Source organism: Stenotrophomonas sp. YJH_SMC_73 (assembly GCF_059370155.1).
This window is the reverse complement of sequence record NZ_JCAFTJ010000002.1, coordinates 244,302-264,677: the sequence shown is the minus strand read 5'-3', so window position 1 is coordinate 264,677 and position 20,376 is coordinate 244,302. Positions and strand designations below refer to the sequence as shown.

17 protein-coding genes and 2 tRNA genes are annotated in these 20,376 nt (G+C 67.0%); 9 read left to right on the top strand and 10 right to left on the bottom strand.

Annotation, left to right across the window (positions count from 1 at the left end; translation table 11 throughout):
* The first annotated feature begins 38 nt into the window (after window positions 1–38).
* From AC5P8R_RS04445 to AC5P8R_RS04405, 9 genes are all read left to right on the top strand, one after another.
* On the top strand, window positions 39–1,235 hold the full coding sequence (locus AC5P8R_RS04445; RefSeq protein ID WP_014647787.1) for an argininosuccinate synthase: 1,197 nt from the start codon (window positions 39–41) through the stop codon (window positions 1,233–1,235).
* Window positions 1,236–1,386: 151 nt separating this feature from the next.
* Window positions 1,387–2,475: an acetylornithine deacetylase gene (locus AC5P8R_RS04440; RefSeq protein ID WP_014647786.1), complete on the top strand. Its 1,089-nt coding sequence runs from the start codon at window positions 1,387–1,389 to the stop codon at window positions 2,473–2,475.
* Window positions 2,476–2,550: 75 nt separating this feature from the next.
* A complete protein-coding gene (locus AC5P8R_RS04435; protein WP_049406136.1) occupies window positions 2,551–3,879 on the top strand; it encodes an acetylglutamate kinase in 1,329 nt (442 codons plus the stop codon).
* 4 nt (window positions 3,880–3,883) lie between these two features.
* Entirely contained in the window at window positions 3,884–4,483 is a 600-nt protein-coding gene (locus tag AC5P8R_RS04430; RefSeq protein ID WP_014647784.1) for a GNAT family N-acetyltransferase, read from the top strand.
* Window positions 4,480–5,433: an N-acetyl-gamma-glutamyl-phosphate reductase gene (argC, locus tag AC5P8R_RS04425; RefSeq protein WP_014647783.1), complete on the top strand. Its 954-nt coding sequence runs from the start codon at window positions 4,480–4,482 to the stop codon at window positions 5,431–5,433. The genes AC5P8R_RS04430 and argC overlap by 4 nt, the downstream gene beginning before the upstream one ends.
* Before the next feature lie 20 nt (window positions 5,434–5,453).
* Entirely contained in the window at window positions 5,454–6,749 is a 1,296-nt protein-coding gene (argH, locus tag AC5P8R_RS04420; protein ID WP_014647782.1) for an argininosuccinate lyase, read from the top strand.
* A complete protein-coding gene (locus AC5P8R_RS04415) occupies window positions 6,749–7,012 on the top strand; it encodes a YciI family protein (protein WP_014647781.1) in 264 nt (87 codons plus the stop codon). The genes argH and AC5P8R_RS04415 overlap by 1 nt, the downstream gene beginning before the upstream one ends.
* Before the next feature lie 11 nt (window positions 7,013–7,023).
* Window positions 7,024–8,181, top strand: a complete 1,158-nt coding sequence (gene proB / locus AC5P8R_RS04410; protein WP_495223030.1) for a glutamate 5-kinase — start codon at window positions 7,024–7,026, stop codon at window positions 8,179–8,181.
* Window positions 8,178–9,449 carry a glutamate-5-semialdehyde dehydrogenase gene (locus tag AC5P8R_RS04405; protein ID WP_014647779.1) on the top strand — a complete coding sequence of 424 codons (1,272 nt, stop codon included), beginning with the start codon at window positions 8,178–8,180 and terminating at the stop codon, window positions 9,447–9,449. Before proB ends, AC5P8R_RS04405 begins: the two co-directional genes overlap by 4 nt.
* Before the next feature lie 96 nt (window positions 9,450–9,545).
* On the opposite strand, the gene pgaD is transcribed toward AC5P8R_RS04405, so the two are convergent.
* The 10 genes from pgaD to AC5P8R_RS04355 all read right to left on the bottom strand — a co-directional run bounded on the left by pgaD (window position 9,546) and on the right by AC5P8R_RS04355 (window position 20,235).
* Entirely contained in the window at window positions 9,546–10,016 is a 471-nt protein-coding gene (pgaD, locus tag AC5P8R_RS04400) for a poly-beta-1,6-N-acetyl-D-glucosamine biosynthesis protein PgaD (protein ID WP_495223029.1), read from the bottom strand.
* Complete coding sequence (pgaC, locus tag AC5P8R_RS04395) at window positions 10,013–11,263, bottom strand: poly-beta-1,6-N-acetyl-D-glucosamine synthase (RefSeq protein WP_153643664.1); 1,251 nt, start codon at window positions 11,261–11,263, stop codon at window positions 10,013–10,015. Before pgaC ends, pgaD begins: the two co-directional genes overlap by 4 nt.
* 7 nt (window positions 11,264–11,270) lie before the next feature.
* On the bottom strand, window positions 11,271–13,157 hold the full coding sequence (gene pgaB / locus AC5P8R_RS04390) for a poly-beta-1,6-N-acetyl-D-glucosamine N-deacetylase PgaB (RefSeq protein ID WP_014647776.1): 1,887 nt from the start codon (window positions 13,155–13,157) through the stop codon (window positions 11,271–11,273).
* A 1-nt stretch (window position 13,158) separates the two neighbouring features.
* A complete protein-coding gene (gene pgaA, locus AC5P8R_RS04385; RefSeq protein WP_032956114.1) occupies window positions 13,159–15,186 on the bottom strand; it encodes a poly-beta-1,6 N-acetyl-D-glucosamine export porin PgaA in 2,028 nt (675 codons plus the stop codon).
* Window positions 15,187–15,527: 341 nt separating this feature from the next.
* Complete coding sequence (locus AC5P8R_RS04380) at window positions 15,528–16,733, bottom strand: CynX/NimT family MFS transporter (protein ID WP_032956113.1); 1,206 nt, start codon at window positions 16,731–16,733, stop codon at window positions 15,528–15,530.
* Between the two features lie 221 nt (window positions 16,734–16,954).
* A tRNA-Pro gene (locus AC5P8R_RS04375) sits at window positions 16,955–17,031 on the bottom strand.
* 140 nt (window positions 17,032–17,171) lie between these two features.
* Window positions 17,172–17,248: transfer RNA gene (locus AC5P8R_RS04370), tRNA-Pro, on the bottom strand.
* Between the two features lie 55 nt (window positions 17,249–17,303).
* Window positions 17,304–17,420 (bottom strand): cytochrome bd-I oxidase subunit CydX, encoded by a 117-nt coding sequence (gene cydX / locus AC5P8R_RS04365; RefSeq protein WP_005410354.1) that lies wholly within the window; start codon window positions 17,418–17,420, stop codon window positions 17,304–17,306.
* Window positions 17,421–17,478: 58 nt separating this feature from the next.
* Complete coding sequence (gene cydB, locus AC5P8R_RS04360; RefSeq protein WP_014647773.1) at window positions 17,479–18,630, bottom strand: cytochrome d ubiquinol oxidase subunit II; 1,152 nt, start codon at window positions 18,628–18,630, stop codon at window positions 17,479–17,481.
* Window positions 18,631–18,645: 15 nt separating this feature from the next.
* On the bottom strand, window positions 18,646–20,235 hold the full coding sequence (locus tag AC5P8R_RS04355; protein ID WP_005410352.1) for a cytochrome ubiquinol oxidase subunit I: 1,590 nt from the start codon (window positions 20,233–20,235) through the stop codon (window positions 18,646–18,648).
* Window positions 20,236–20,376 lie beyond the last annotated feature (141 nt).

Sequence of the window (20,376 nt, the reverse complement as noted above, 5' to 3'; positions counted from 1 at the left end):
TCTACCGAATTCCCATCCCCCAAGTGGACCTGACCCCCATGAGCAACAAAGACGTCGTTCTCGCCTTCTCCGGCGGCCTGGATACCAGCTTCTGCGTGCCGTACCTGCAGGAGCGCGGCTACAACGTGCACACCGTGTTCGCCGACACCGGCGGCGTCGATGATGAAGAGCGTGACTTCATCGAGAAGCGCGCCGCCGAACTGGGCGTGGCGAGCCACCTTACCGTCAACGGTGGCCCGGCCATCTGGGAAGGCTTCGTCAAGCCGTTTGTGTGGGCCGGCGAAGGCTACCAGGGCCAGTACCCGCTGCTGGTCTCGGACCGCTACCTGATCGTCGATGCCGCGCTGAAGCGTGCTGCCGAGCTGGGCACCAACATCATCGCCCACGGTTGCACCGGCATGGGCAACGACCAGGTCCGCTTCGACCTGGCCGTGAAGGCGCTGGGCGACTACCAGATCATCGCGCCGATCCGCGAGATCCAGAAGGAACACACCCAGACCCGCGCCTACGAGCAGAAGTACCTGGAAGAGCGTGGCTTCGGCGTGCGCGCCAAGCAGCAGGCCTACACCATCAACGAGAACCTGCTGGGCCTGACCATGTCCGGCGGCGAGATCGACCGGTGGGAAGCTCCGGGCGAGGGCGCGCGTGGCTGGTGCGCACCGCGCAGCGAGTGGCCGGAGCAGGCCCTGACCGTGACCCTGAAGTTCGTTGAAGGCGAAGCCGTCGAACTGGACGGCAAGGCGCTGCCGGGCGACCAGATCCTGGCCCAGCTCAACAAGCTGTTCGCCCCGTACGGCGTGGGCCGCGGCGTCTACACCGGCGACACCGTGATCGGCCTGAAGGGCCGCATCGTGTTCGAGGCCCCGGGCCTGGTTTCGCTGCTGGCCGCACACCGTGCGCTGGAAGATGCGGTGCTGACCAAGCAGCAGAACCGCTTCAAGCCGGACGTGGCGCGCAAGTGGGTGGAGCTGGTGTACGAAGGCTTCTACCACGACCCGCTGAAGACCGACATCGAAGCCTTCCTGAAGTCCTCGCAGGCCAAGGTCAACGGCGAAGTGGTGCTGGAAACCCGCGGTGGCCGCGTCGATGCGGTGGCCGTGAAGTCGCCGCACCTGCTCAACACCAAGGGCGCCACCTACGCGCAGTCGGCCGACTGGGGCGTGGAGGAGGCTGAAGGCTTCATCAAGCTGTTCGGCATGAGCTCCACCGTTTACGCGCAGGTCAACCGCGGTTGACCTGTGACGGGGTGCCGGCCGCTGGCCGGCGCCTCGCAACGTCGATGGAGGGTAGTGCCGGCCGCTGGCCGGCTCGTGGCACGGCTGGATCATTGCGGAGCCGGCCAGCGGCCGGCACTACCGATTTCGAACCCTACGGATATTCAGACACATGCTTGAACAGACGCTCGATCACCTGCAGGCCCTGGTGTCCTTCGACACCCGCAACCCGCCGCGTGCGATCACCACCGGTGGCATCTTCGATTACCTGCGCGACAACCTGCCCGGCTTCAACGTCGAGGTGATCGACCATGGCGCGGGCGCAGTCAGCCTGTACGCCGTGCGCGGGACGCCGAAGTACCTGTTCAACGTGCACCTGGACACCGTGCCGGACTCGCCGCACTGGAGTGCCGACCCGCATGTGATGCGCCGCCTGGACGACCGGGTGGTCGGCCTGGGCGTGTGTGACATCAAGGGCGCCGCCGCTGCGCTGGTGGCGGCGGCCAATGCCAGCGATGGCGATGCCGCCTTCCTGTTCTCCAGCGACGAGGAAGCCAACGATCCGCGCTGTATCGCCGCGTTCCTGGCCCGTGGCCTGCCGTATGAAGCGGTGCTGGTGGCCGAGCCGACCATGAGTGAAGCGGTGCTGGCGCATCGTGGCATCAGCTCGGTGCTGATGCAGTTCGCCGGCCGTGCCGGCCATGCGTCCGGCAAGCAGGACGCGGCCGCCAGCGCGCTGCACCAGGCCATGCGCTGGGGCAACCGTGCACTGGACCATGTGGAATCGCTGGCCTCGGCCCGCTTCGGCGGGCTGACCGGGCTGCGCTTCAACATCGGTCGCGTCGAAGGCGGGATCAAGGCCAACATGATCGCACCGGCTGCTGAGGTGCGCTTCGGGTTCCGCCCGCTGCCGTCGATGGACATTGATGGCCTGCTGGCGACCTTCGCCGGTTTCGCCGAACCGGAAGCCGCCGTGTTCACCGAAACGTTCCGTGGCCCCAGCCTGCCGGCCGGTGACATCGCCGAGGCCGAGAACCGCCGCCTGCTGGCGCGCGATGTGGCCGATGCGCTGGAGCTGCCGATCGGCAACGCGGTGGACTTCTGGACCGAGGCCTCGCTGTTCTCCGCCGGTGGCTACACCACGCTGGTGTTCGGCCCGGGCGACATCGCCCAGGCCCACACCGCCGATGAGTTCGTGACGCTGGAGCAGCTGCAGCGCTACACCGACGCCGTGCATCGCATCATCGCCGCCGGCGCCTGATCGACCCTACAACGCCGCCCGGCCCTGGCCGGGTGGAACTGCAACGCGGCGACCGCCGCCTGTGACGAAACCGAAATGTCTCCTGCCCTCCAGCCCCACCGCCAGACCCGCCAGACCATCGTGCGCCTGCTTTCCAGCATGGCCAGCGCGAAGGAGATCAGCCAGTACCTCAAGCGCTTCTCGCAGCTGGACGCCAAGCGCTTCGCCGTGGTCAAGGTCGGCGGCGCGGTGCTGCGCGACGACCTCGACGCGCTGACCTCTTCGCTGTCGTTCCTGCAGGAAGTCGGGCTGACCCCGATCGTGCTGCACGGCGCCGGCCCGCAGCTGGATGCCGAACTGTCGGCCGCCGGCATCGAGAAGCAGACCGTCAACGGCCTGCGCGTGACGTCGCCGGAAGCGCTGGCGATCGTGCGCCGGGTGTTCCAGCAGTCCAACCTGCGCCTGGTCGAGGCGCTGCAGCAGAACGGCGCGCGCGCCACCTCGATCACCGGCGGCGTGTTCGAGGCCGAGTACCTGGACGTGGACACCTACGGCCTGGTCGGCGAGGTGAAGAAGGTCAACCTGGCACCGATCGAGGCCAGCCTGCGTGCCGGGTCGATCCCGGTCATCACCAGCCTGGGCGAGACCGCTGGCGGCCAGATCCTCAACGTCAACGCCGACTTCGCCGCCAATGAGCTGGTGCAGGAACTGCAGCCATACAAGATCATCTTCCTGACCGGCACTGGCGGCCTGCTGGACGAGCAGGGCAACGTGATCGATTCGATCAACCTGTCCACCGAGTACGACCACCTGATCGCGCAGCCGTGGATCCACGGCGGCATGAAGGTGAAGATCGAACAGATCAAGGATCTGCTCGATCGCCTGCCGCTGGAATCGTCGGTGTCGATCACGCGCCCGGCCGATCTGGCCAAGGAACTGTTCACCCACAAGGGGTCGGGCACGCTGGTGCGCAAGGGCGAGAAGGTGCTGCGCGCCACCGCCTGGAACGCGCTGGACCTGCCGCGCCTGAAGGGCCTGATCGAATCCAGCTTCGGCCGCACCCTGGTGCCGGAGTACTTCGAAAAGACGAAGCTGCTGCGCGCCTACGTCAGCGAGAACTACCGCACCGCGGTGATCCTCACCGACGAGGCCGAGGGCGTGTACCTGGACAAGTTCGCCGTGCTCGACGATGCGCAGGGCGAGGGCCTGGGCCGCGCGGTCTGGAACGTGATGCTGGAGGAAACCCCGCAGCTGTTCTGGCGTTCGCGCCATGGCAATCCGATCAACCACTTCTATTACGCTGAATCCGACGGCTGCTACAAGCAGGACCACTGGAAGGTGTTCTGGTTCGGCGCCGACGGCATCGACCGGATCAAGACCTATGTCGACCATTGCGCCCGGCGCGCGCCGAGCCTGCAGGGCTGAACACATGAACCATGCCGACTGGACCAAGGTCCCTACGCTGGCGGGCACCCATGCGCGGCTGGAGCCGCTGCAGATGGGGCATATCGATGGCCTGCGCGGCGCGCTTGGCGATGGCGCGTTGTCCAGGCTCTGGTACACCCAGGTGCCCGATGCGAAGACCATGGCCGGCTACGTGCAGGCAGCGCTGCAGGCGCAGGCCGAAGGCAGGGTGCTGCCGTTCGTGGTGTTTGATGCCAACGACCAGATTGTCGGCACCACCCGCTACTACGATCTGCAAGCGGACGTGCCGCGCCTGAGTATCGGTTACACCTGGTATGGCGAGTCTGCGCAACGCACCGGGGTCAACACCGAGACCAAGCTGATGCTGCTCAGCCACGCGTTCGAGCGGTTGCAGTGCCTGAGCGTCGTGTTCGAGACCAGCTGGTTCAACTTCACTTCGCGCACCGCCATCGCACGCCTCGGCGCCAAGCAGGATGGCGTGCTGCGCAACCACAAGCGGCACGCCGACGGCACGCCGCGCGACACCGTCATCTTCTCCATCATCGATGCGGAATGGCAGGGCGTGAAGCGCCACCTGCAGTACCGCCTGGACAGCCACGCATGAACGATTCGACTTTCACCCTGGGCATCGTCGGGGCCCGCGGCCATACCGGCGCCGAGCTGATCAAGCTGGTGGCCGCCCATCCGCGCCTGGAACTGGCCTTCGTCTCCTCGCGCGAGCGCGCCGGGCAGCGCCTGTCCGACCACCACCCGGAATTCCAGGGCGAGCTGCAGTACGAGAACCTGGATGCCGACGCGGTGGCCGCCAAAGGCGTGGACGCGGTGATCCTGGCCCTGCCCAACGGCCTGGCCGCACCGTTCGTGGCCGCGCTTGAAGCCGCCAAGCCGGACACCGTCATCGTCGATCTCTCGGCCGACTACCGCTTCGACAACAGCTGGTATTACGGCCTGCCGGAGCTGACCCGCGGCCGCTACAACGGCCAGAAGCACATCAGCAACCCGGGCTGCTATGCCACGGCGATGCAGCTGGCGGTGCATCCGCTGCTGGACCTGCTGGCCGGCCCGCCGCAGTGCTTCGGTGTCTCCGGCTACTCCGGTGCCGGTACCACGCCGTCGGACAAGAACAACGTCGAACTGCTGGCCGACAACCTGATGCCGTATGCGCTGACCAACCACGTGCACGAGCGCGAGGTGTCGGTGCAGCTGGGCGTGGCCGTCGAGTTCATGCCGCACGTCGCGCCGCATTTCCGCGGCATCACGCTGACCGCCAACCTGTGGCTGAACCGCGTGCAGACCCGCGAACAGATCGTCGAGCGCTTCCAGCAGGCCTATGCCGGCGAACCCCTGATCGAAGTGGTGGATGAAGCGCCGTGGGTCAGCCGCATCGCCGGCCGCCACGGTGCCCAGGTCGGTGGCTTCACCCTGGCCCCGGGCGGCAAGCGGGTGGTGGTGGTGGCGACCCTGGACAACCTGCTCAAGGGCGCGGCCACCCAGGCCATGCAGAACCTCAACCTTGCGCTGGGCATCGACGAACTGACGTCGATCCCGCACTGAACACGCCTTCCGGAGCCCCCATGGCAGACCTTCTTTGGCAGAAGCCCGGCGTCGCTGTCGACGCCCAGATCCAGACCTTCCTCGCCGGCGACGATGTGATCCTCGACCGCGAGTTCTTCCTGCATGACATCGCTGCCAGCGCCGCGCATGCGCAGGGCCTGCAGCACATCGGCATCCTCAGCGCCGACGAGCTGGCAGGCCTGCTGCGCGAGCTCGACGTGCTGGCGCAGGATTTCCGTGAAGGCCGCTTCGTGCTGGATACGCAGTACGAAGACGGTCACTCAGCAATCGAAGCGCGTTTGACCGAACGCCTCGGCGACGCTGGCCGCAAGATCCACACCGGCCGCAGCCGCAATGACCAGATCCTGGTCGCCACCCGCCTGTGGCTGAAGGAGAAGCTGCTGCGCGTGGCCGGGCTCAGCACCGACGTGGCCAAGATCGCGCTGGACCGTGCGCAGGCCGAGAAGGACCTGCCGATTCCCGGCTATACCCATATCCAGCGCGCCGTGGTCTCTTCGGCCGGCATGTGGTGGGCCGGATGGGCCGAGGCCTTCATCGACAACGCCATCCGCGCCCGTGACACCCATGCGCTGGTCGACGCCAATCCGCTCGGCACCGCCGCCGGCTACGGGGTGAACCTGCCGCTGGACCGCGAGCACACCACGGCCGCGCTCGGTTTCGCGCGCATGCAGATCTCGCCGATCTACGCACAGCTGTCGCGCGGCAAGTTCGAGCTGGCCGCGCTGGAAGCACTCGGTGGCGCTACGCTGGACCTGCGCCGCATCGCCTGGGACCTGTCGCTGTTCACCAGCGCCGAGTTCGGCTTCGTCGCGCTGCCGGCGCAGTACACCACCGGCAGTTCGATCATGCCCAACAAGCGCAACCCGGACGTGATCGAGCTGATGCGTGCGACCCACGCCAGCGTCGCCGCCGCGCGCACCGAGATCGAGCAGCTGCTGTCGCTGCCTTCGGGTTATCACCGTGACCTGCAGTCGTCCAAGGGCGCCATCTTCCACGGCTTCGGCCGTGGCCTGGCCGCGCTGGAACTGCTGCCGGCGCTGCTGGCCAATCTGGAGTGGCGTGACGACAGGCTGCGCGCAGCGATCGATTCGGGCATGTATGCCACCGACGTCGCCGTGGAAGCGGCGGTGGCCGGTGTGCCGTTCCGCGAGGCCTACAAGGCCGCTGCAGCCGGTGCCGACAGCGCAGGGCAGGGACGTACCCCGGAAGGCAGCCTGGCTGCGCGTGTATCGCCGGGCTCGGCTGCCGATCTGCGCCTGGACGAACTGCGCGCACGCTGGCAGGCGCTGTCCTGATGGCGGGCACTGTCTATCTGGTGATGGCGATGCGCCGGCCGGACTTCAACGATGCGGCGGTGCAGCCGCACCGCGATTTCCTCGAGGCGTTGCAGGCACAGGGAAAGCTGCAGCTGACCGGTGGTTTCGCCGATGGCAGCGGTGGCGCCTATGTGCTGTGCAATGTCGAGAGCCTGGAACAGGCGCGGGCCATCGTCGCCACCGATCCCCTGGTGACGATGCACGCTTCCGAGCTGACCGTGCACGAATGGAATACCCGCTGAGGCCCTGACCGATGACCCTGCACGCCGCCACCGTCGCTTCGCCGTTCCCGCAACAGGCGCTGCCGCCATGGCGGCGTGCGGTGCTGAAGGTTGGCAGCAGCCTGCTGGCGGCCGATGGTGGCGGCCTGTCGCCACGCCACGCGCTGGGCCTGGCCCAGTTTGTATCCGCCAACGTACTGGCTGGGCGCGAGGTGGTGATCGTCTCCTCCGGCGCGGTTGCGGCGGGGCGCGCGATCCTGCCGCGGGCCGATGAACCCGGTGCGGCGATGGCGGCGCGGCAGGCCCTGGCCGCGCTCGGCCAGGCGCAGCTGATCGGGCTCTGGCAGCGCTTCTTCGAGCGCCCGGTGGCGCAGGTGCTGCTGACCCGCGACGACCTGCGCAACCGCCGCCGCTACCTCAATGCACGCGCCACGCTGAGCGAACTGCTGCGGCTGGGTGCGCTGCCGGTGGTCAACGAGAACGACACCGTATCGGTGGACGAGCTCAAGCTCGGTGACAACGACAACCTGGCCGCGACCGTGGCCGCGCTGGTCGATGCCGATGCACTGTTCATCGCCACCGACATCGACGGCCTGTACAGCGCAGATCCGCGCACCGTGGCCGACGCGCGGCCACTGCACGACGTGCCGGAACTGAGTGACGATGTGCTGGCGATGGCCGGCGGCGCCGGCTCGCGCGCCGGCACCGGCGGCATGCGTACCAAGCTGGAGGCGGCGGCCAAGGCGGGCCGCCTCGGCATCGAGACCTACCTGTTCAACGGCCGCAGCAGCGATGTGGTGCGCGCGCTGGCGCAGGACCGCCTGTTCGGCACCCGCATCCACGCCGCACGCAGCCGCGAGGCTGCCCGCAAGCACTGGCTGCGGCACGCGCCGCTGGCCGAGGGCGCGATCGTCGTCGATGCCGGTGCGGCACAGGCGATGCGGGAGAAGGGCGCCTCGCTGCTGCCCGGCGGCATCACCGCTGCCGAGGGGGCATTCCGCCGCGGCGACATGGTGCAGGTGTGCTGGATCGCACCGCAGGGGCGTGTCTGTGTCGCCCGCGGCGTCAGCCAGTACGCGGCCGACGACGTGCGCCGGATCGCCGGCCATCATTCGCGCGACATCCAGGCCGTGCTGGGCTACAACTACGGCGGCAGCGTCGTCCATCGTGACGACCTGGTGCTGCCATGACCGGTTTGAAGGACACCCCGATGAGCGAAATCGAAGCCCAGGCGCGCGCCTGCCGTGATGCAGCGCAGATCGTTGCCGGCCTGGACAGTGCGGCGCGACGCACGCTGCTGCTGGCGATGGCGCAGGCCCTGGAAGTAAATGCCGGACTGATCCTGGCCGGCAACGCACGCGACCTCGCCGCCGCGCGCGACAAGGGCGTTGGCAGTGCCATGCTCGACCGCCTCGCACTGGACCCGCCGCGGCTGTTCGCGATGGCCGAGGCGGTACGCGAGGTGGCCGCGCTGCCTGACCCGGTCGGCCAGGTCACCCGCGACGACGTGCGTCCCAACGGCATCCGCGTGCAGAAGGTGCGCGTGCCGCTGGGCGTGATCGCGATGATCTACGAGGCGCGCCCGAACGTGACGGCCGAAGCCGCCGCGCTGTGCCTGAAGGCCGGCAATGGCGTGATCCTGCGCGGTGGTTCCGAAGCGATCCACTCCAATACCGCCATCGCCCAGGCGCTGGCCGGTGCATTGAAGGCCAACGGCGTACCGCCGGCGGCGGTGACCGTGCTCACCGACCTGCGCCGCGAGGCGATGCTGGAACTGCTGCAACTGCATGAGCTGATCGACCTGGCCATTCCGCGTGGCGGCGAAGGCCTGATCCGTTTCGTGGCCGAGCACGCGCGCGTGCCGGTGATCAAGCATTACAAGGGGGTGTGCCACCTGTTCGTGGACGCCAGCGCCGACCTCGGCAAGGCCATCGACCTGCTGGTGGACGGCAAGTGCAGCCGGCCGGCGGCGTGCAATTCGCTGGAGACGCTGCTGGTGCACCGCGCCGTGGCTGACGCGTTCCTGCCGCGCGTGGCGCAGGCGCTGGGTGAGCGTGGGGTGCAGCTGCGCGCCGATGCGCAGGCGCAGCCGTTGCTGCCGGGCAGCACGGCGGCGACCGAGGAGGATTACGCCGCCGAGTTCCTCGATCTGGTGCTGGCGGTGCGCGTGGTCGATGATCTTGATGCAGCCATCGCGCACATCCGCACCTATACCTCCGACCACACCGAAGTGATCGCCACCGAGGACACCGGCCACGCCGAGCGCTTCGTCAACGCGCTGCGCTCGGCGGTGGTGATGGTCAACGCTTCGTCGCGCTTCTCCGATGGTGGCCAGCTGGGCCTGGGCAGTGAGATCGGTATTTCCACCACGCGCCTGCACGCCTACGGCCCGATGGGCTTGGAAGCCCTCACCGTTGAACGATTTGTCGTGCGCGGTGAAGGGCAGACGCGTACATAAGTGGATCCACGCCTCGCGTGGATGCTCTTCGCGGCAAACCCCGGTGCCGACCAAGGTCGGCACCCACCAGGCCCAAGCGCCGACCCAGGTCGGCAGCTACACCACCTCGCGGCGGATGCCGACCGGCCGTGCGTGATCATCCATGTGCAGCGTGGCGGCCTTGCAGCCCATCAGGCGTTCGGCCAGCCCGGTGCTGGCGCCCAGATCGGCGGCCACTTCGTTGAGGCTGGCCAGGGGCCGCGGCAGGCGGCGTTCGCGGCCACGGAAGCGGGCGCGGTTGTACTCGGCCCAGGCGATCAGCAGCACGCTGGCGCATAGCAGCATCAATGGCAGCGCGACCAGCACGTACGGGTCGAACTGGTTCTGCCGTTCGTAGAGCTGCCGCCAGGCCAGCTGGCCACCGATCAGCCACGAGAGCAGGGTCACCAGGGGGGCCCACAGATAGAAGTATAAGCCCCAGAACGCCAGGGTGACGAAGCCCCAGGCCGTGCGCTGGAAGTGTGGCTGGCGATGCGGCTTGCGGATCATCCGCGAGTCGAAGCGGTTGGACGGGCGTTGCGCGTTCATCGGATCCCCCGGTCAGGGCTGGTCCAGGTGGCGCGCTTGCTGCCACGGCGCAGCAGCGTCTTGGGCAGCGCCACCAGGGTGGTGGAAAGGCTGATCAGCCAGTACGCCATCGGGTACCAGATGACCCAGAAGTAATTGCGTCCAATCTGTGTTTCGTAACGCCGGTCGATGATCAGGCTGCTGGCGAACTGCAGCAGGCAGACCAGCGCCAGGATCACGCCATGCCACTCCGGCAGCAGGCTGGCGATATGCAGCTGCGGCGGCAGCTCGATGAACTTGCCCAGTGCCCACAGCAGCACGATGAACAGCATCGTGTAGGCCCAGACCACGCTCAACACGTACTCCAGCAGCACGCCCCACATGCGCCGCTCTTTCCAGTGCAGCAGCGAGCGCGCGTGGCGCAGCATCACTTCCACGCCGCCCTGGGCCCAGCGCAGGCGCTGCCGCCAGAGGCCCTTGAGCGTCTCCGGCATCAGGATGAAGCACAGCGCATTGGGTTCGTAGCGGATGTCCCAGTGCGCGCGCTGCAGGCGCCAGCTGATGTCGATGTCCTCGGTCACCATGTCATCCGACCACCAGCCGACCTGGTGCAGGGCAGTGCGGCGGAAGCCGGCGATCACGCCGGAGATGGTGAAGATGCGGCCATACACGCGCTGTGCCCGCTTGATCATGCCGATGATCGAGGAGAATTCCGCCACCTGCAGGCGTCCGAGCAGGGTGGAGCGGTTGCGGATGCGCGGGTTGCCGGTGACCGCCCCGACCCGGTTGCCACTGACCAGGTGCCAGACCATCCAGTGCAGTGCATGCTCTTCCAGCATCGCATCGCCATCGATGCACACCAGGTACTCCGAGCGTGCGGCCAGTGCGCCCATGCGCAGCGCATTGGCCTTGCCCAGGTTGCGGTCCAGGTGCAGCACGCGAAGCCGTGGATGCCTTGCCGCCAGCGCATCCAGCCGTGCGCCGGTGTCATCGCTGCTGCCATCGTCGATGGCGATCACTTCGTAATCGGCGGGGTAGCGCTGGGCCAGCGCCGCAGTGAGCGTGTCGTCCAGGTTTTCTGCTTCGTTGTGGCAGGGCACCAGCAAGGTCGCGAAGGGAGGGGCGATCATCAAGGGCGGATCGTTGCGCGGACGTGAGTGACGCTCGCGCCGGAAGTAGTAGTACAGGCCACCGGACATCCAGAAGAACGCCATCACCATCGGGTAGTAGAAGGCGAACTGGAACAGGACCTGCAGCAGCGGATGCATGTCCACGTCACTTCTCCGGGTACGGGAAGTTGCCGGCGGACATTGCCGCGCGGGCATCGCGGGTGGAGGGCTGGTCGGCGATGAAGTCATCGGGGTACCAGGCGAAGTGGTGCACGCCCTGCGCCTGCAACTGGCGGATCTGCGCACGCAGGCGCCCGGCGGGAATCGGCTGCCCGCTGCGCCAATCGACGGTCTGCAGCTCGAACAGCGTGTGCTGAAGCTGCGGGTCGTGCGCGCGTACCGCGGCCAGCAACTGGTCGAGCCAGCGCTCGGGGTGCCTGCTGCCTTCCATCCACGGCATCGCCATCAGCGCCGTCTGGTCGTAGGCCTTGTTGAACAGGTCCAGGCGCTGCGCGAACCAGGCTTCGCTCTGCGGGCGGAGTACCGGCTCGGCATACAGGTTGCGCACCGTTGCCAGTTTCGGCCGCCAGCGCTGCGCGCTGTTGCGCAGGGCCAGGGTGAAGTCGATCAGTGCCTGGGTACGTGCGCTGCCATCTTCGCCGGCCGCCAGGGCGGGCAGCTCGGTGTCGCGCAGGTAGCCGTCGTCATGGAACAGCAGGCCTTCGAAGTAGGAATTGACCGCCAGGTCCTCGTAGATGTCGAGCATGATCTGCCTGGCCTTCGGGTTGGTGAAATCCAACCGGTACATGCCGTCGGCATCCCCATTGCGGATCGCCAGCACCTTGCGCTGCTCCGGGTCGGGCAGTTCGAAGCCGAGCACTGGCAACCACGCGTAGACCTTCACGCCCGCGCGGGATTTCAGCTGCCAGGCGACGCGGCTGAACAGGTCCGCCCGCATCGGCATGTGCCGGTTCGGGAAATACAGCGCATCGGCGGTGTTGTTGCCGTCCGGGTCGGCAAAGGCCTGCAGATAGACATGGGTCGGCGCGATGCGCTTGACCCGCTCGATCAATGCATCGAGATTGCGTGCCTGCTGGGCTGGATCCGGGTCATACATATCATCCAGATCGATCTGCAGGGCGCGGATGCCATCGAGCGCCACGTCTCGGCGCAGTTCGTAGGCCAGGCCTTCCACGGTCGGGTTGTTGCTCACCAGCAATCGTGCCAGCCCGTGCAGGTCGCGGGCCACTGGCGTGCTACGGCCTTCCAGGTCGAACGAAACCGGCATGCCCAGCTGCTCGGCGATGTCGTTGCTCAACTGGTTGTACGCGGCATATGGCCAGACGATGGCGCGCGGGCGCACGCCCAGGTGCTGCTGGATGCGCTGCACGCTGCGCGAAAGATCAGTGCGCAGGCGCTGCTCATACTGTGTCCCGCTCTCGTAGCTGCGCGTGGCCGGGGTGTAGATGCGGGTGACCACGGCGGGCGTGGAGTTTCCCTGCGGATTGGCAAGCACGCCGTGGTGCAGGTCGTCGGTATGGCTGGCCACTTCGATCAGGCCACTGTCGTGCATCTGCTTCAGCTGCGCCCAGGTCACGAAGTCATCGTGGCCGAACGGGCGGTAGCCGTAGTCGATGGTGCGGCCCGGTGCCATGTCCACGTAATCGGTGATCACCGCCACCAGGGCCGGGTAGTGGTAGGCCTGCAGCAGCGGGAACGCCTTGTCGTAGACGCTGCGCAGGCCATCGTCGAAGGTCAGCAGCACCGGCTTGGGAGGCAGCGTGGCGCGGCCCTGCGAGGCCTCGATCAGCTGCGACAGCGAAACCGGGTGGTAGCCGTGCGCGCCCAGCCAGTCCAGGTGCGCGGCGAAGTTCTGCGTGCTCACCGCATAGGAATCGGCATCACCCTTGGCGGCCACCTTGTCGCGGATGTCGTGGTAGCTGAGGATCAGCAGGCCGTTGTCGATCGCATCAAGATGCAGGGGCTGCTGCGCGAACGCCGGTGGCACGCAGGCCAGCAGCAGGAGCACGATCAGTCGCAGGAAGCGGGCCATGTCAGTCTCCCCAGCGCAATGCGGCTTCGAAGCCGATATGGCGCTCGCGATGGCCGTCGTAGACCGGTCGTGACCACCGCACGCCATACTCGAACACGCGGCCAGGGCCCAGCTGCCACTCGTGCATGTAGGACACCGACGGCACCAACGCGCTGCCGAAGCCGTCCTGCCAGTAGTCGCCGAGCGAGACGGTCAGCCGGTGCCGGAAGTGGCGCTCGTAGTGCCGCCACAGCTGCTGGTCGATGCGCAGGCCGATCTCGACCATGCGGTCGCGCTTCGGGTTGAAGTAGGGCGCATCATCGCGGCTGCCGCGACTGGTGTAGGCACTGGCCAGGCCATCGACCAGCCAGCGTGGGCGGGTCAGCAGGCGCTGTTGGACGCTGGTGCCGAACAGCTCGCGGTGGTTGCCGTCGTCATAGCGGAAGCGGCTCGCGCCGAACGTCCAGTGGGTGAGCTCGCTGCGCCGGTAGTCCACCTGTGCGCTCACGCTGTCGGCGGTGATGCCGGCCGCGCGCGCCTGCATCGAGGCCTCCGGGTCATTGCGTGCGACCACCACGCCGGCGTGCCAGGAATCGTTGAACTGCCAGCCGACGCCGACGCGCAGGCCGGTGTCGCCGATGTGATCGTTGGCGCGCAGGACCGCCGCTTCCGCATCCAGCTGCCCGAAGCGGTAACGCACGCCCGCACCCAGCCACAGGGGATCGATGCGCTGGTCCTGGAAGTCGGTCACGCGACGGTCGGCGAGGGCGAACAACCGCCAGCGGTCATCAAGGACCGGCGTCTCCACGTCCACGCCGTAGTGGCGGTCGTTGTTGCCCAGGGGCGAAGTACCACCGCCCCCGGAGCTGCGGCCGATGTCGGTCCATGCCTTCAGCTGCCAGCCGCGATGCGCGCGCCAGGCCTGGTCCATGCGTTCGACTGCCGGCTGGGTGGGGTAGCGTGCGACCAGGTCATCGTGCAGCGGTCGCGCCAGGTCGTCGCGCTGCAGGGCGACATAGGCCTCTTCCATGCCCAGCCGCGGTTCGATGTCCCGCGGATCGAGCGCGTGTGCCATCTGCTGGCGCTGCAGCGCCCGGCGTGGCCAGCCGCGCATCATGTAGACGCTGCCCAGCGCACTCTGCAGCCCGCCGTTGCCGGGTGCGATCTCGACCATCGACTCCAGGTCGTGCTGCGCGGTGTGCAGGTCGCCGCTGTAGGCGCGCACCATCGCCAGGTTGAGATCGGCCTCGTAGCGCGACCAGTTCGCGTACGGCGACTTGCCGTTGCTCCAGCGCCACGCCGGCTCCTTGTCGCGCCATGCCTGCAGCAGGTCGATGGCTTTTTCCTGCTGCTCGCTTTCCAGGTAGGCGTAAGCCAGTTCCGAATGCGAGGCGTCGCGCGTCGGGTCGCCAGCGACGGCCGCCTGCAGCACCGGGATGGCTTCTTCAGGGTGCAGGGTGCCCATCAACGAATCGCCCACTGCGGGCAGCACGTAGTCGGGCAGGGTGTGGCCTTCGGCCTGCAGTGCCCGCGCTTCCTCGCGGACCTGTGCATGGCGGCCCAGCCGGTTGAGCAGGATCAGACGGTCCATGCGGATCCGCAGTGGTGCCTGCGAGGGCGGGGTGCCTTCGCCGCCGAGGTAGCGCTGCATGCGGGCCAGGGTCGATTCGGCTTCTTCCAGGCGGCTGTCCTCGCTGCTGCTGTAGGCCAGGCTCCAGACCACCAGCTTGGCCAGGTAGTCGCCCTCCAGGCGCTGTTTCTGCGCAGCGTCGAACAGTTGCGGGCGCTGCTGGTACAGCTCCCACGCACGCCAGGCGTTGCCGATGTCGCCCAGCGTCAATACGCGCAGCTTGAACAGCAGGTCGTCGTTGGGTTGCTGTTGGCTGGCGCGCTCGATCGCGCCCAGGGCGTCCAGCCAACGCGCCTGGTCTCGATAGCGGCCGATCTCGGCCAACGCTGCTTCGCGGTCGGGCGGGGCAGCGCTGCTGGCCCAGGCCAGGGCGGTGCAGGCGAGGCCGACGCAGAGCGCCAGCCGGCGGTGGACAACCATTGGGGACCCCCTTGGCTTCCGAACCAGACAACCTGAAAAATGTGACGCACATCACATGCCAGCTTTTGGCGTGGCCGTGGCCCGCGTCACTCCCTTCGTGCATTCCCGCCCAGCGAAGACGGATACAACCCGGACAGCGACCTGCGATGTCTTGTCTGAAACGAAGTCCCCCGCACACCGAGTGGTGGCCCGGGCGGCGCTGCCGCCCCCATGCCCGATGCCGGCACGCGGCAAGGATGGGCATTCGTGGGCACTATCCGCCCGGAATTGTCAGCCCGGCGTCAAAATGCGCAGACGGGCTGACGAATGGTAGGTGGGCCCGGTTGCGGGCCCCACGTGGCTTACCAGAGATCTTCCAGCTTGCGCGGCTTGCAGGCCACCCACGAGGCGCACAGCATCAGGGCGGCGCAGCCGAACAGGAAGCTGAACGGGAGGGTCCAGCCGTCGCTGACCGTGTGCAGCCAGCCGACCAGGAACGGGCCCAGGCAGCTGAAGCTGTAGCCCACGCCCTGCATGAAGCCGGACAGCGCCGCCGAGCCGGTCGGGGTGCGGGTGCGCAGGTTGATCAGGGTCAGTGCCAGCGGGAAGGTGGATGGGCCGACGCCGAGCAGGCAGGCCCACAGCAGGGGGGCCTTCATCGGTGCCAGCAGCAGGCCGGTGAAGGCGATCACGAACGAGAAAAAGCCGATCAGCACCAGCGGGAACGGGTTCTGCATGCGCACCGCCATCGACGGAATGACCAGCGATGGCAGCAGGCCCAGCGCCGAGAACACGGCGACCATCACGCCACCGAACGCGGGCGTGCCACCGGCCTCGACCACGATGCGCGGCAGCCAGGTGAACATCGAGTAGGTCATCAGCGAGGTCATGCCGAACATCAGCGTCATGCTCCAGCCCAGTGACGTGCGCCAGACCTTGCCGTGCGGCTGCGCGGTCGGATCGGACACGTCGGACTGCGGCTTCGGCGCGCGCGTGGCCAGCACCAGCCACGGCAGTGCGGCAGCCAGCGCCAGCAGCGCCCACATGCCCAGCGACACGCGCCAGCCTGCGGCGTTGGCCACCGGCACCGCCAGCAGTGCCGGCAGCATCGTGCCCAGCTGCAGCACGCTGATGTAGAGTGTGCTCATGGTGCCGACCTTGTTGGCGAAATAGCGCTTCACCAGCGGCGGCACCACCACGTTGCCGATGCCCATGCCGGCCAGTGCCACCACCGAACCCAACAGCAGCGTGCCGACGTTGCCGGCGCTGGAACGCAGCAGCAGGCCGGCCATCGCCATCACCATCGCCAGCAGCGTGGTGCGCTCCAGCCCGAGGCGCCGCGCCAGTGCCGGCGTGGCCACGCCGAACAGTGCGAACGACGCGGTCGGCAGCATGCCCAGCACGCCGGTCATGGTGGTACCGAAACCGAACTGCTGGCCGAGCACGTCCAGCAGCGGAGTGATCGAGGTGACCGCGGTGCGCAGGTTGATCGCTGCCAGCAGGATCGCGGCGAATGCGAGGACGCGGCCGTGCAGCAGCGACGGCGAATCGGAAGGGGAGGAACTCATCGGTGGTCCTTGCAGGTGTCGCACGCCGGGGCAATGGCATGCAGCGCCGGCATCGGTCTACGCCGAAGCGGCAGGTGGGGGAGGGGCTGCTGGCGGGCCGGCAGCGCGGCCATTGTACGTGCGGGCTCCGGCAAGGTCCCGTCATGCGGGCGGGCAGGTGCCTGATACAAAAAAACCCGGAGGACAGTGATGTCTTCCAGGCTTCTTGGTGACCACCGAAGTGGTCGGGGAGACAGGATTCGAACCTGCGACCTCTACGTCCCGAACGTAGCGCTCTACCAGACTGAGCTACACCCCGAAGGGAGCCGCCTATTCTAGCGATTCACCCCGATGGCGGCAAGGGGTGAATGCTGTTTTCTTCACACTGCCGAAGCAGTGCCACTTCAGGGAACAAAAAAGCCTGGACGACTTCACCAGGCTTCAATGCGACCACCGAAGTGGTCGGGGAGACAGGATTCGAACCTGCGACCTCTACGTCCCGAACGTAGCGCTCTACCAGACTGAGCTACACCCCGAAGGAGCCGCCTAAGATACCGTGTGAAGGCCAAGGCGGCAAGGTTTTTTTACAGCTCAGCGACGATTTTCTTTCTCGATGCGGTTCTGCTCGCGGGCTTCGAACCACATGCCGTTGAGGATGGCCACCGTCGAGGCGAGGCCGGCACCGAGAATCCAGGCGAAATACCACATGATCAGTCTCCTTCATTCCGGGTAGGTGCCGACCGTTGGTCGGCACACGTGCAAGCAATCAATACGCGTTCGGGTTGTTGCCCATCTCTTCGGTGGTGGTCTTGCCCTTCAGCACGCGGTACACCCAGGTGGTGTAGGCGAGGATGATCGGCAGGAACACCGCCGTGGCCAGCAGCATGATCCACAGGGTCAGGTGGCTGGACGAGGCATCCCACACGGTCAGGCTGGAGGTGGGCTGGCTCGAGGACGGCAGCAGGAACGGGAAGATGGCGAAGCCGACGGTCAGGATGATGCCGGCGATGGCCGCACCGGAGGCAATGAAGGCCAGGCCGCCGCGGCGGGCACGCAGCAGCACCGCACTGGCGAGCAGGCCGGCCAGGCCGAGCAGCGGGGCCAGGATCGTGGCCGGCATCGTGCTGTAGTTGCGCATCCAGCCACCGGCGGCGCCGAGTTCGGCGGTCTTCAGCAGCGGATTGGTGGCGCCGTCGGTGACCACCTGCGAAGTGATCTGGTAACCCGGCAGGCCGAAGGCCACCCAGGCGCCGCCGACCGCAAAGAGCACGAAAGCGATGATCGCGGCGATGCTGCCGAAGCGGGCCGCACGCTCGGCCACCGGGCCGTCGGTCTTCAGCACCAGCATGGCGGCACCGTGGGCGACCAGCATCGACACGCTGAGCAGGCCGGCCAGCAGTGCGAAGGGCATCAGCAGGCCGAAGAACGAGCCGGTGTAGAAGATGCGCATGCTGTCATCGAAGTGGAACGGCACGCCCAGCACCACGTTGCCCACCGCCACGCCCATGATCAGCGCCGGTATGAAGCCACCGATGAACAGCGCCCAGTCCCAGGTGTTGCGCCAGCGCTCGCTGGGCATCTTGCTGCGGAACTTGAAGCCGACCGGACGCAGGATCAGGGCGAACAGGATCACGAACATCGCCAGGTAGAACCCGGAGAAGCTGACCGCGTAGAGCGGCGGCCAGGCGGCGAAGATCGCGCCGCCGCCCAGGATCAGCCACACCTGGTTGCCTTCCCAGACCGGACCAATGGTATTGATCACCAGCCGGCGCTCGGCGTCGTTGCGGGCGACGAAGGGCAGCAGGGTGCCCACGCCCAGGTCGAAACCATCCATCACGGCGAAACCGATCAGCAGGATGCCGAGCAGCAGCCACCAGATCACGCGCAGCGTGGTGTAGTCCAGAAGAATGAAATCCATCTTGGTTCTCCTGCCTCAGGCCTGGCCGGCGGCCGGCGCCGAGGCATTGTGGGAAGCATGCGGCTGGGGCGACTGCAGCGACGGCAGCACCTCGTCCGGACCCTTGCGGATCGCCTTGAGCATCAGCTTGATCTCGACCACGATCAGCGCGGTGTAGATGGCAGTGAAGCCGGCCAGGGTCAGCACGATTTCATGCAGGGCCAGGCCCGACGCCGCATAGAAGGTCGGCAGCACGCCATCGACCGCCCACGGCTGGCGACCATACTCGGCCACGAACCAGCCGCACTCGATCGCGATCCACGGTGCCGGCAGCGTCCACAGGGCCAGCTTGAGGAACCAGCGCTTGTCCTGGAAGTTGTTGCGGCAGGAGTAGTAGAAGGCCAGCGCGAAGAAGGCGATCAGGTAGAAGCCCAGGCCGGCCATCACGCGGAAGGTCCAGAACAACGGCATCACGCGCGGCACCGTGTCCATCGCCGCCTGCGAGATCTCCTGCGGGGTGGCGTTGAGGATGTCATCGCGATAGCGCTTGAGCAGCAGGCCGTGGCCCAGGTCCTGCCAGTGGCGGTCGAACATCTCGCGCGCTTCAACGTCGTTCTTGTTGGCGCGCAGGCGTTCCAATGCACCGTAGGCCAGCTGGCCGCCACGCACGCGGTGTTCGGCGCGCTCGACCAGTTCCAGGATGCCGGGAATCGGCTGGTTCAACGAGCGGGTGGCGATCAGGCCCATCAGGTAGGGGATCTTCACCGCGTAGTCGTTCTGGTGAGTCTCCTGGTTGGGGATGCCGAAGGCGGTGAAGTCGGCCGGCGCACGCTCGGTCTCCCACATCGCCTCGATCGCGGCCAGCTTCATCTTCTGGTGTTCGCTGGCGGCGTAACCGCTCTCGTCACCCAGCACGACCACCGACAGCGATGACAGCAGGCCGAACGCCGCGGCCACCGCAAACGAACGACGGGCCAGGTCCTTATGCTTGTTGCGCAGCAGGAACAGGGCGCTGATCGCCATCACGAACACCGCACCGGTCACGTAGCCGGCGCTGACGGTGTGCACGAACTTGGCCTGCGCCACCGGGTTGAACACCACCGCCATGAAGTCGACCACTTCCATGCGCATGGTTTCCGGGTTGAACACCGCACCGGTCGGGTTCTGCATCCAGCCATTGGCCACCAGGATCCAGATCGCCGACAGGTTGGTCCCCAGCGCCATCAGCCAGGTCACCATCAGGTGCTTGACCTTGCTCAGGCGGTTCCAGCCGAAGAAGAACAGGCCGACGAAGGTCGCTTCCAGGAAGAACGCCATCAGGCCTTCGATCGCCAGTGGCGCACCGAAGATGTCACCCACGTAGTGGCTGTAGTAGGACCAGTTCATGCCGAACTGGAATTCCATGACGATGCCGGTGGCAACGCCCATGGCGAAGTTGATGCCGAACAGGACGCCCCAGAACAGGGTCATCCTGCGCCAGATCTCCTTGCCGGTCATCACGTACACGCTCTCCATGATGGCCACCATGAAGGACAGGCCGAGGGTGAGCGGTACGAATAGGAAGTGGTACATCGCGGTCAGCGCGAATTGCAGCCGCGACAGTTCTACGACTGTCTGATCAATCATGGCCTGGCTACCTCGTTGGATAGTGCCGTTGCAGGTGGCGGGAAGGGTGGTCTACGACGTGAATGATGTGACCGACTACTTCAAACAGCCTTGATCCAGATCAATGTATGAACAGGTGCCCCGGTTGATCGTATGCCAACC

What these genes read in the sequence shown, in the direction of transcription:
- pgaA (WP_032956114.1), bottom strand. Translation starts at nt 15,186, where the DNA reads ATGGTTGTCCACCGCCGGCTGGCGCTCTGCGTCGGCCTCGCCTGCACC.
- cydX (WP_005410354.1), bottom strand. Translation starts at nt 17,420, where the DNA reads ATGTGGTATTTCGCCTGGATTCTCGGTGCCGGCCTCGCCTCGACGGTG.
- AC5P8R_RS04355 (WP_005410352.1), bottom strand. Translation starts at nt 20,235, where the DNA reads ATGATTGATCAGACAGTCGTAGAACTGTCGCGGCTGCAATTCGCGCTG.
- AC5P8R_RS04430 (WP_014647784.1), top strand. Translation starts at nt 3,884, where the DNA reads ATGAACCATGCCGACTGGACCAAGGTCCCTACGCTGGCGGGCACCCAT.
- pgaB (WP_014647776.1), bottom strand. Translation starts at nt 13,157, where the DNA reads ATGGCCCGCTTCCTGCGACTGATCGTGCTCCTGCTGCTGGCCTGCGTG.
- argC (WP_014647783.1), top strand. Translation starts at nt 4,480, where the DNA reads ATGAACGATTCGACTTTCACCCTGGGCATCGTCGGGGCCCGCGGCCAT.
- pgaC (WP_153643664.1), bottom strand. Translation starts at nt 11,263, where the DNA reads ATGCATCCGCTGCTGCAGGTCCTGTTCCAGTTCGCCTTCTACTACCCG.
- AC5P8R_RS04440 (WP_014647786.1), top strand. Translation starts at nt 1,387, where the DNA reads ATGCTTGAACAGACGCTCGATCACCTGCAGGCCCTGGTGTCCTTCGAC.
- AC5P8R_RS04435 (WP_049406136.1), top strand. Translation starts at nt 2,551, where the DNA reads ATGTCTCCTGCCCTCCAGCCCCACCGCCAGACCCGCCAGACCATCGTG.
- argH (WP_014647782.1), top strand. Translation starts at nt 5,454, where the DNA reads ATGGCAGACCTTCTTTGGCAGAAGCCCGGCGTCGCTGTCGACGCCCAG.
- cydB (WP_014647773.1), bottom strand. Translation starts at nt 18,630, where the DNA reads ATGGATTTCATTCTTCTGGACTACACCACGCTGCGCGTGATCTGGTGG.
- AC5P8R_RS04405 (WP_014647779.1), top strand. Translation starts at nt 8,178, where the DNA reads ATGACCGGTTTGAAGGACACCCCGATGAGCGAAATCGAAGCCCAGGCG.
- AC5P8R_RS04445 (WP_014647787.1), top strand. Translation starts at nt 39, where the DNA reads ATGAGCAACAAAGACGTCGTTCTCGCCTTCTCCGGCGGCCTGGATACC.
- pgaD (WP_495223029.1), bottom strand. Translation starts at nt 10,016, where the DNA reads ATGAACGCGCAACGCCCGTCCAACCGCTTCGACTCGCGGATGATCCGC.
- AC5P8R_RS04415 (WP_014647781.1), top strand. Translation starts at nt 6,749, where the DNA reads ATGGCGGGCACTGTCTATCTGGTGATGGCGATGCGCCGGCCGGACTTC.
- AC5P8R_RS04380 (WP_032956113.1), bottom strand. Translation starts at nt 16,733, where the DNA reads ATGAGTTCCTCCCCTTCCGATTCGCCGTCGCTGCTGCACGGCCGCGTC.
- proB (WP_495223030.1), top strand. Translation starts at nt 7,024, where the DNA reads ATGACCCTGCACGCCGCCACCGTCGCTTCGCCGTTCCCGCAACAGGCG.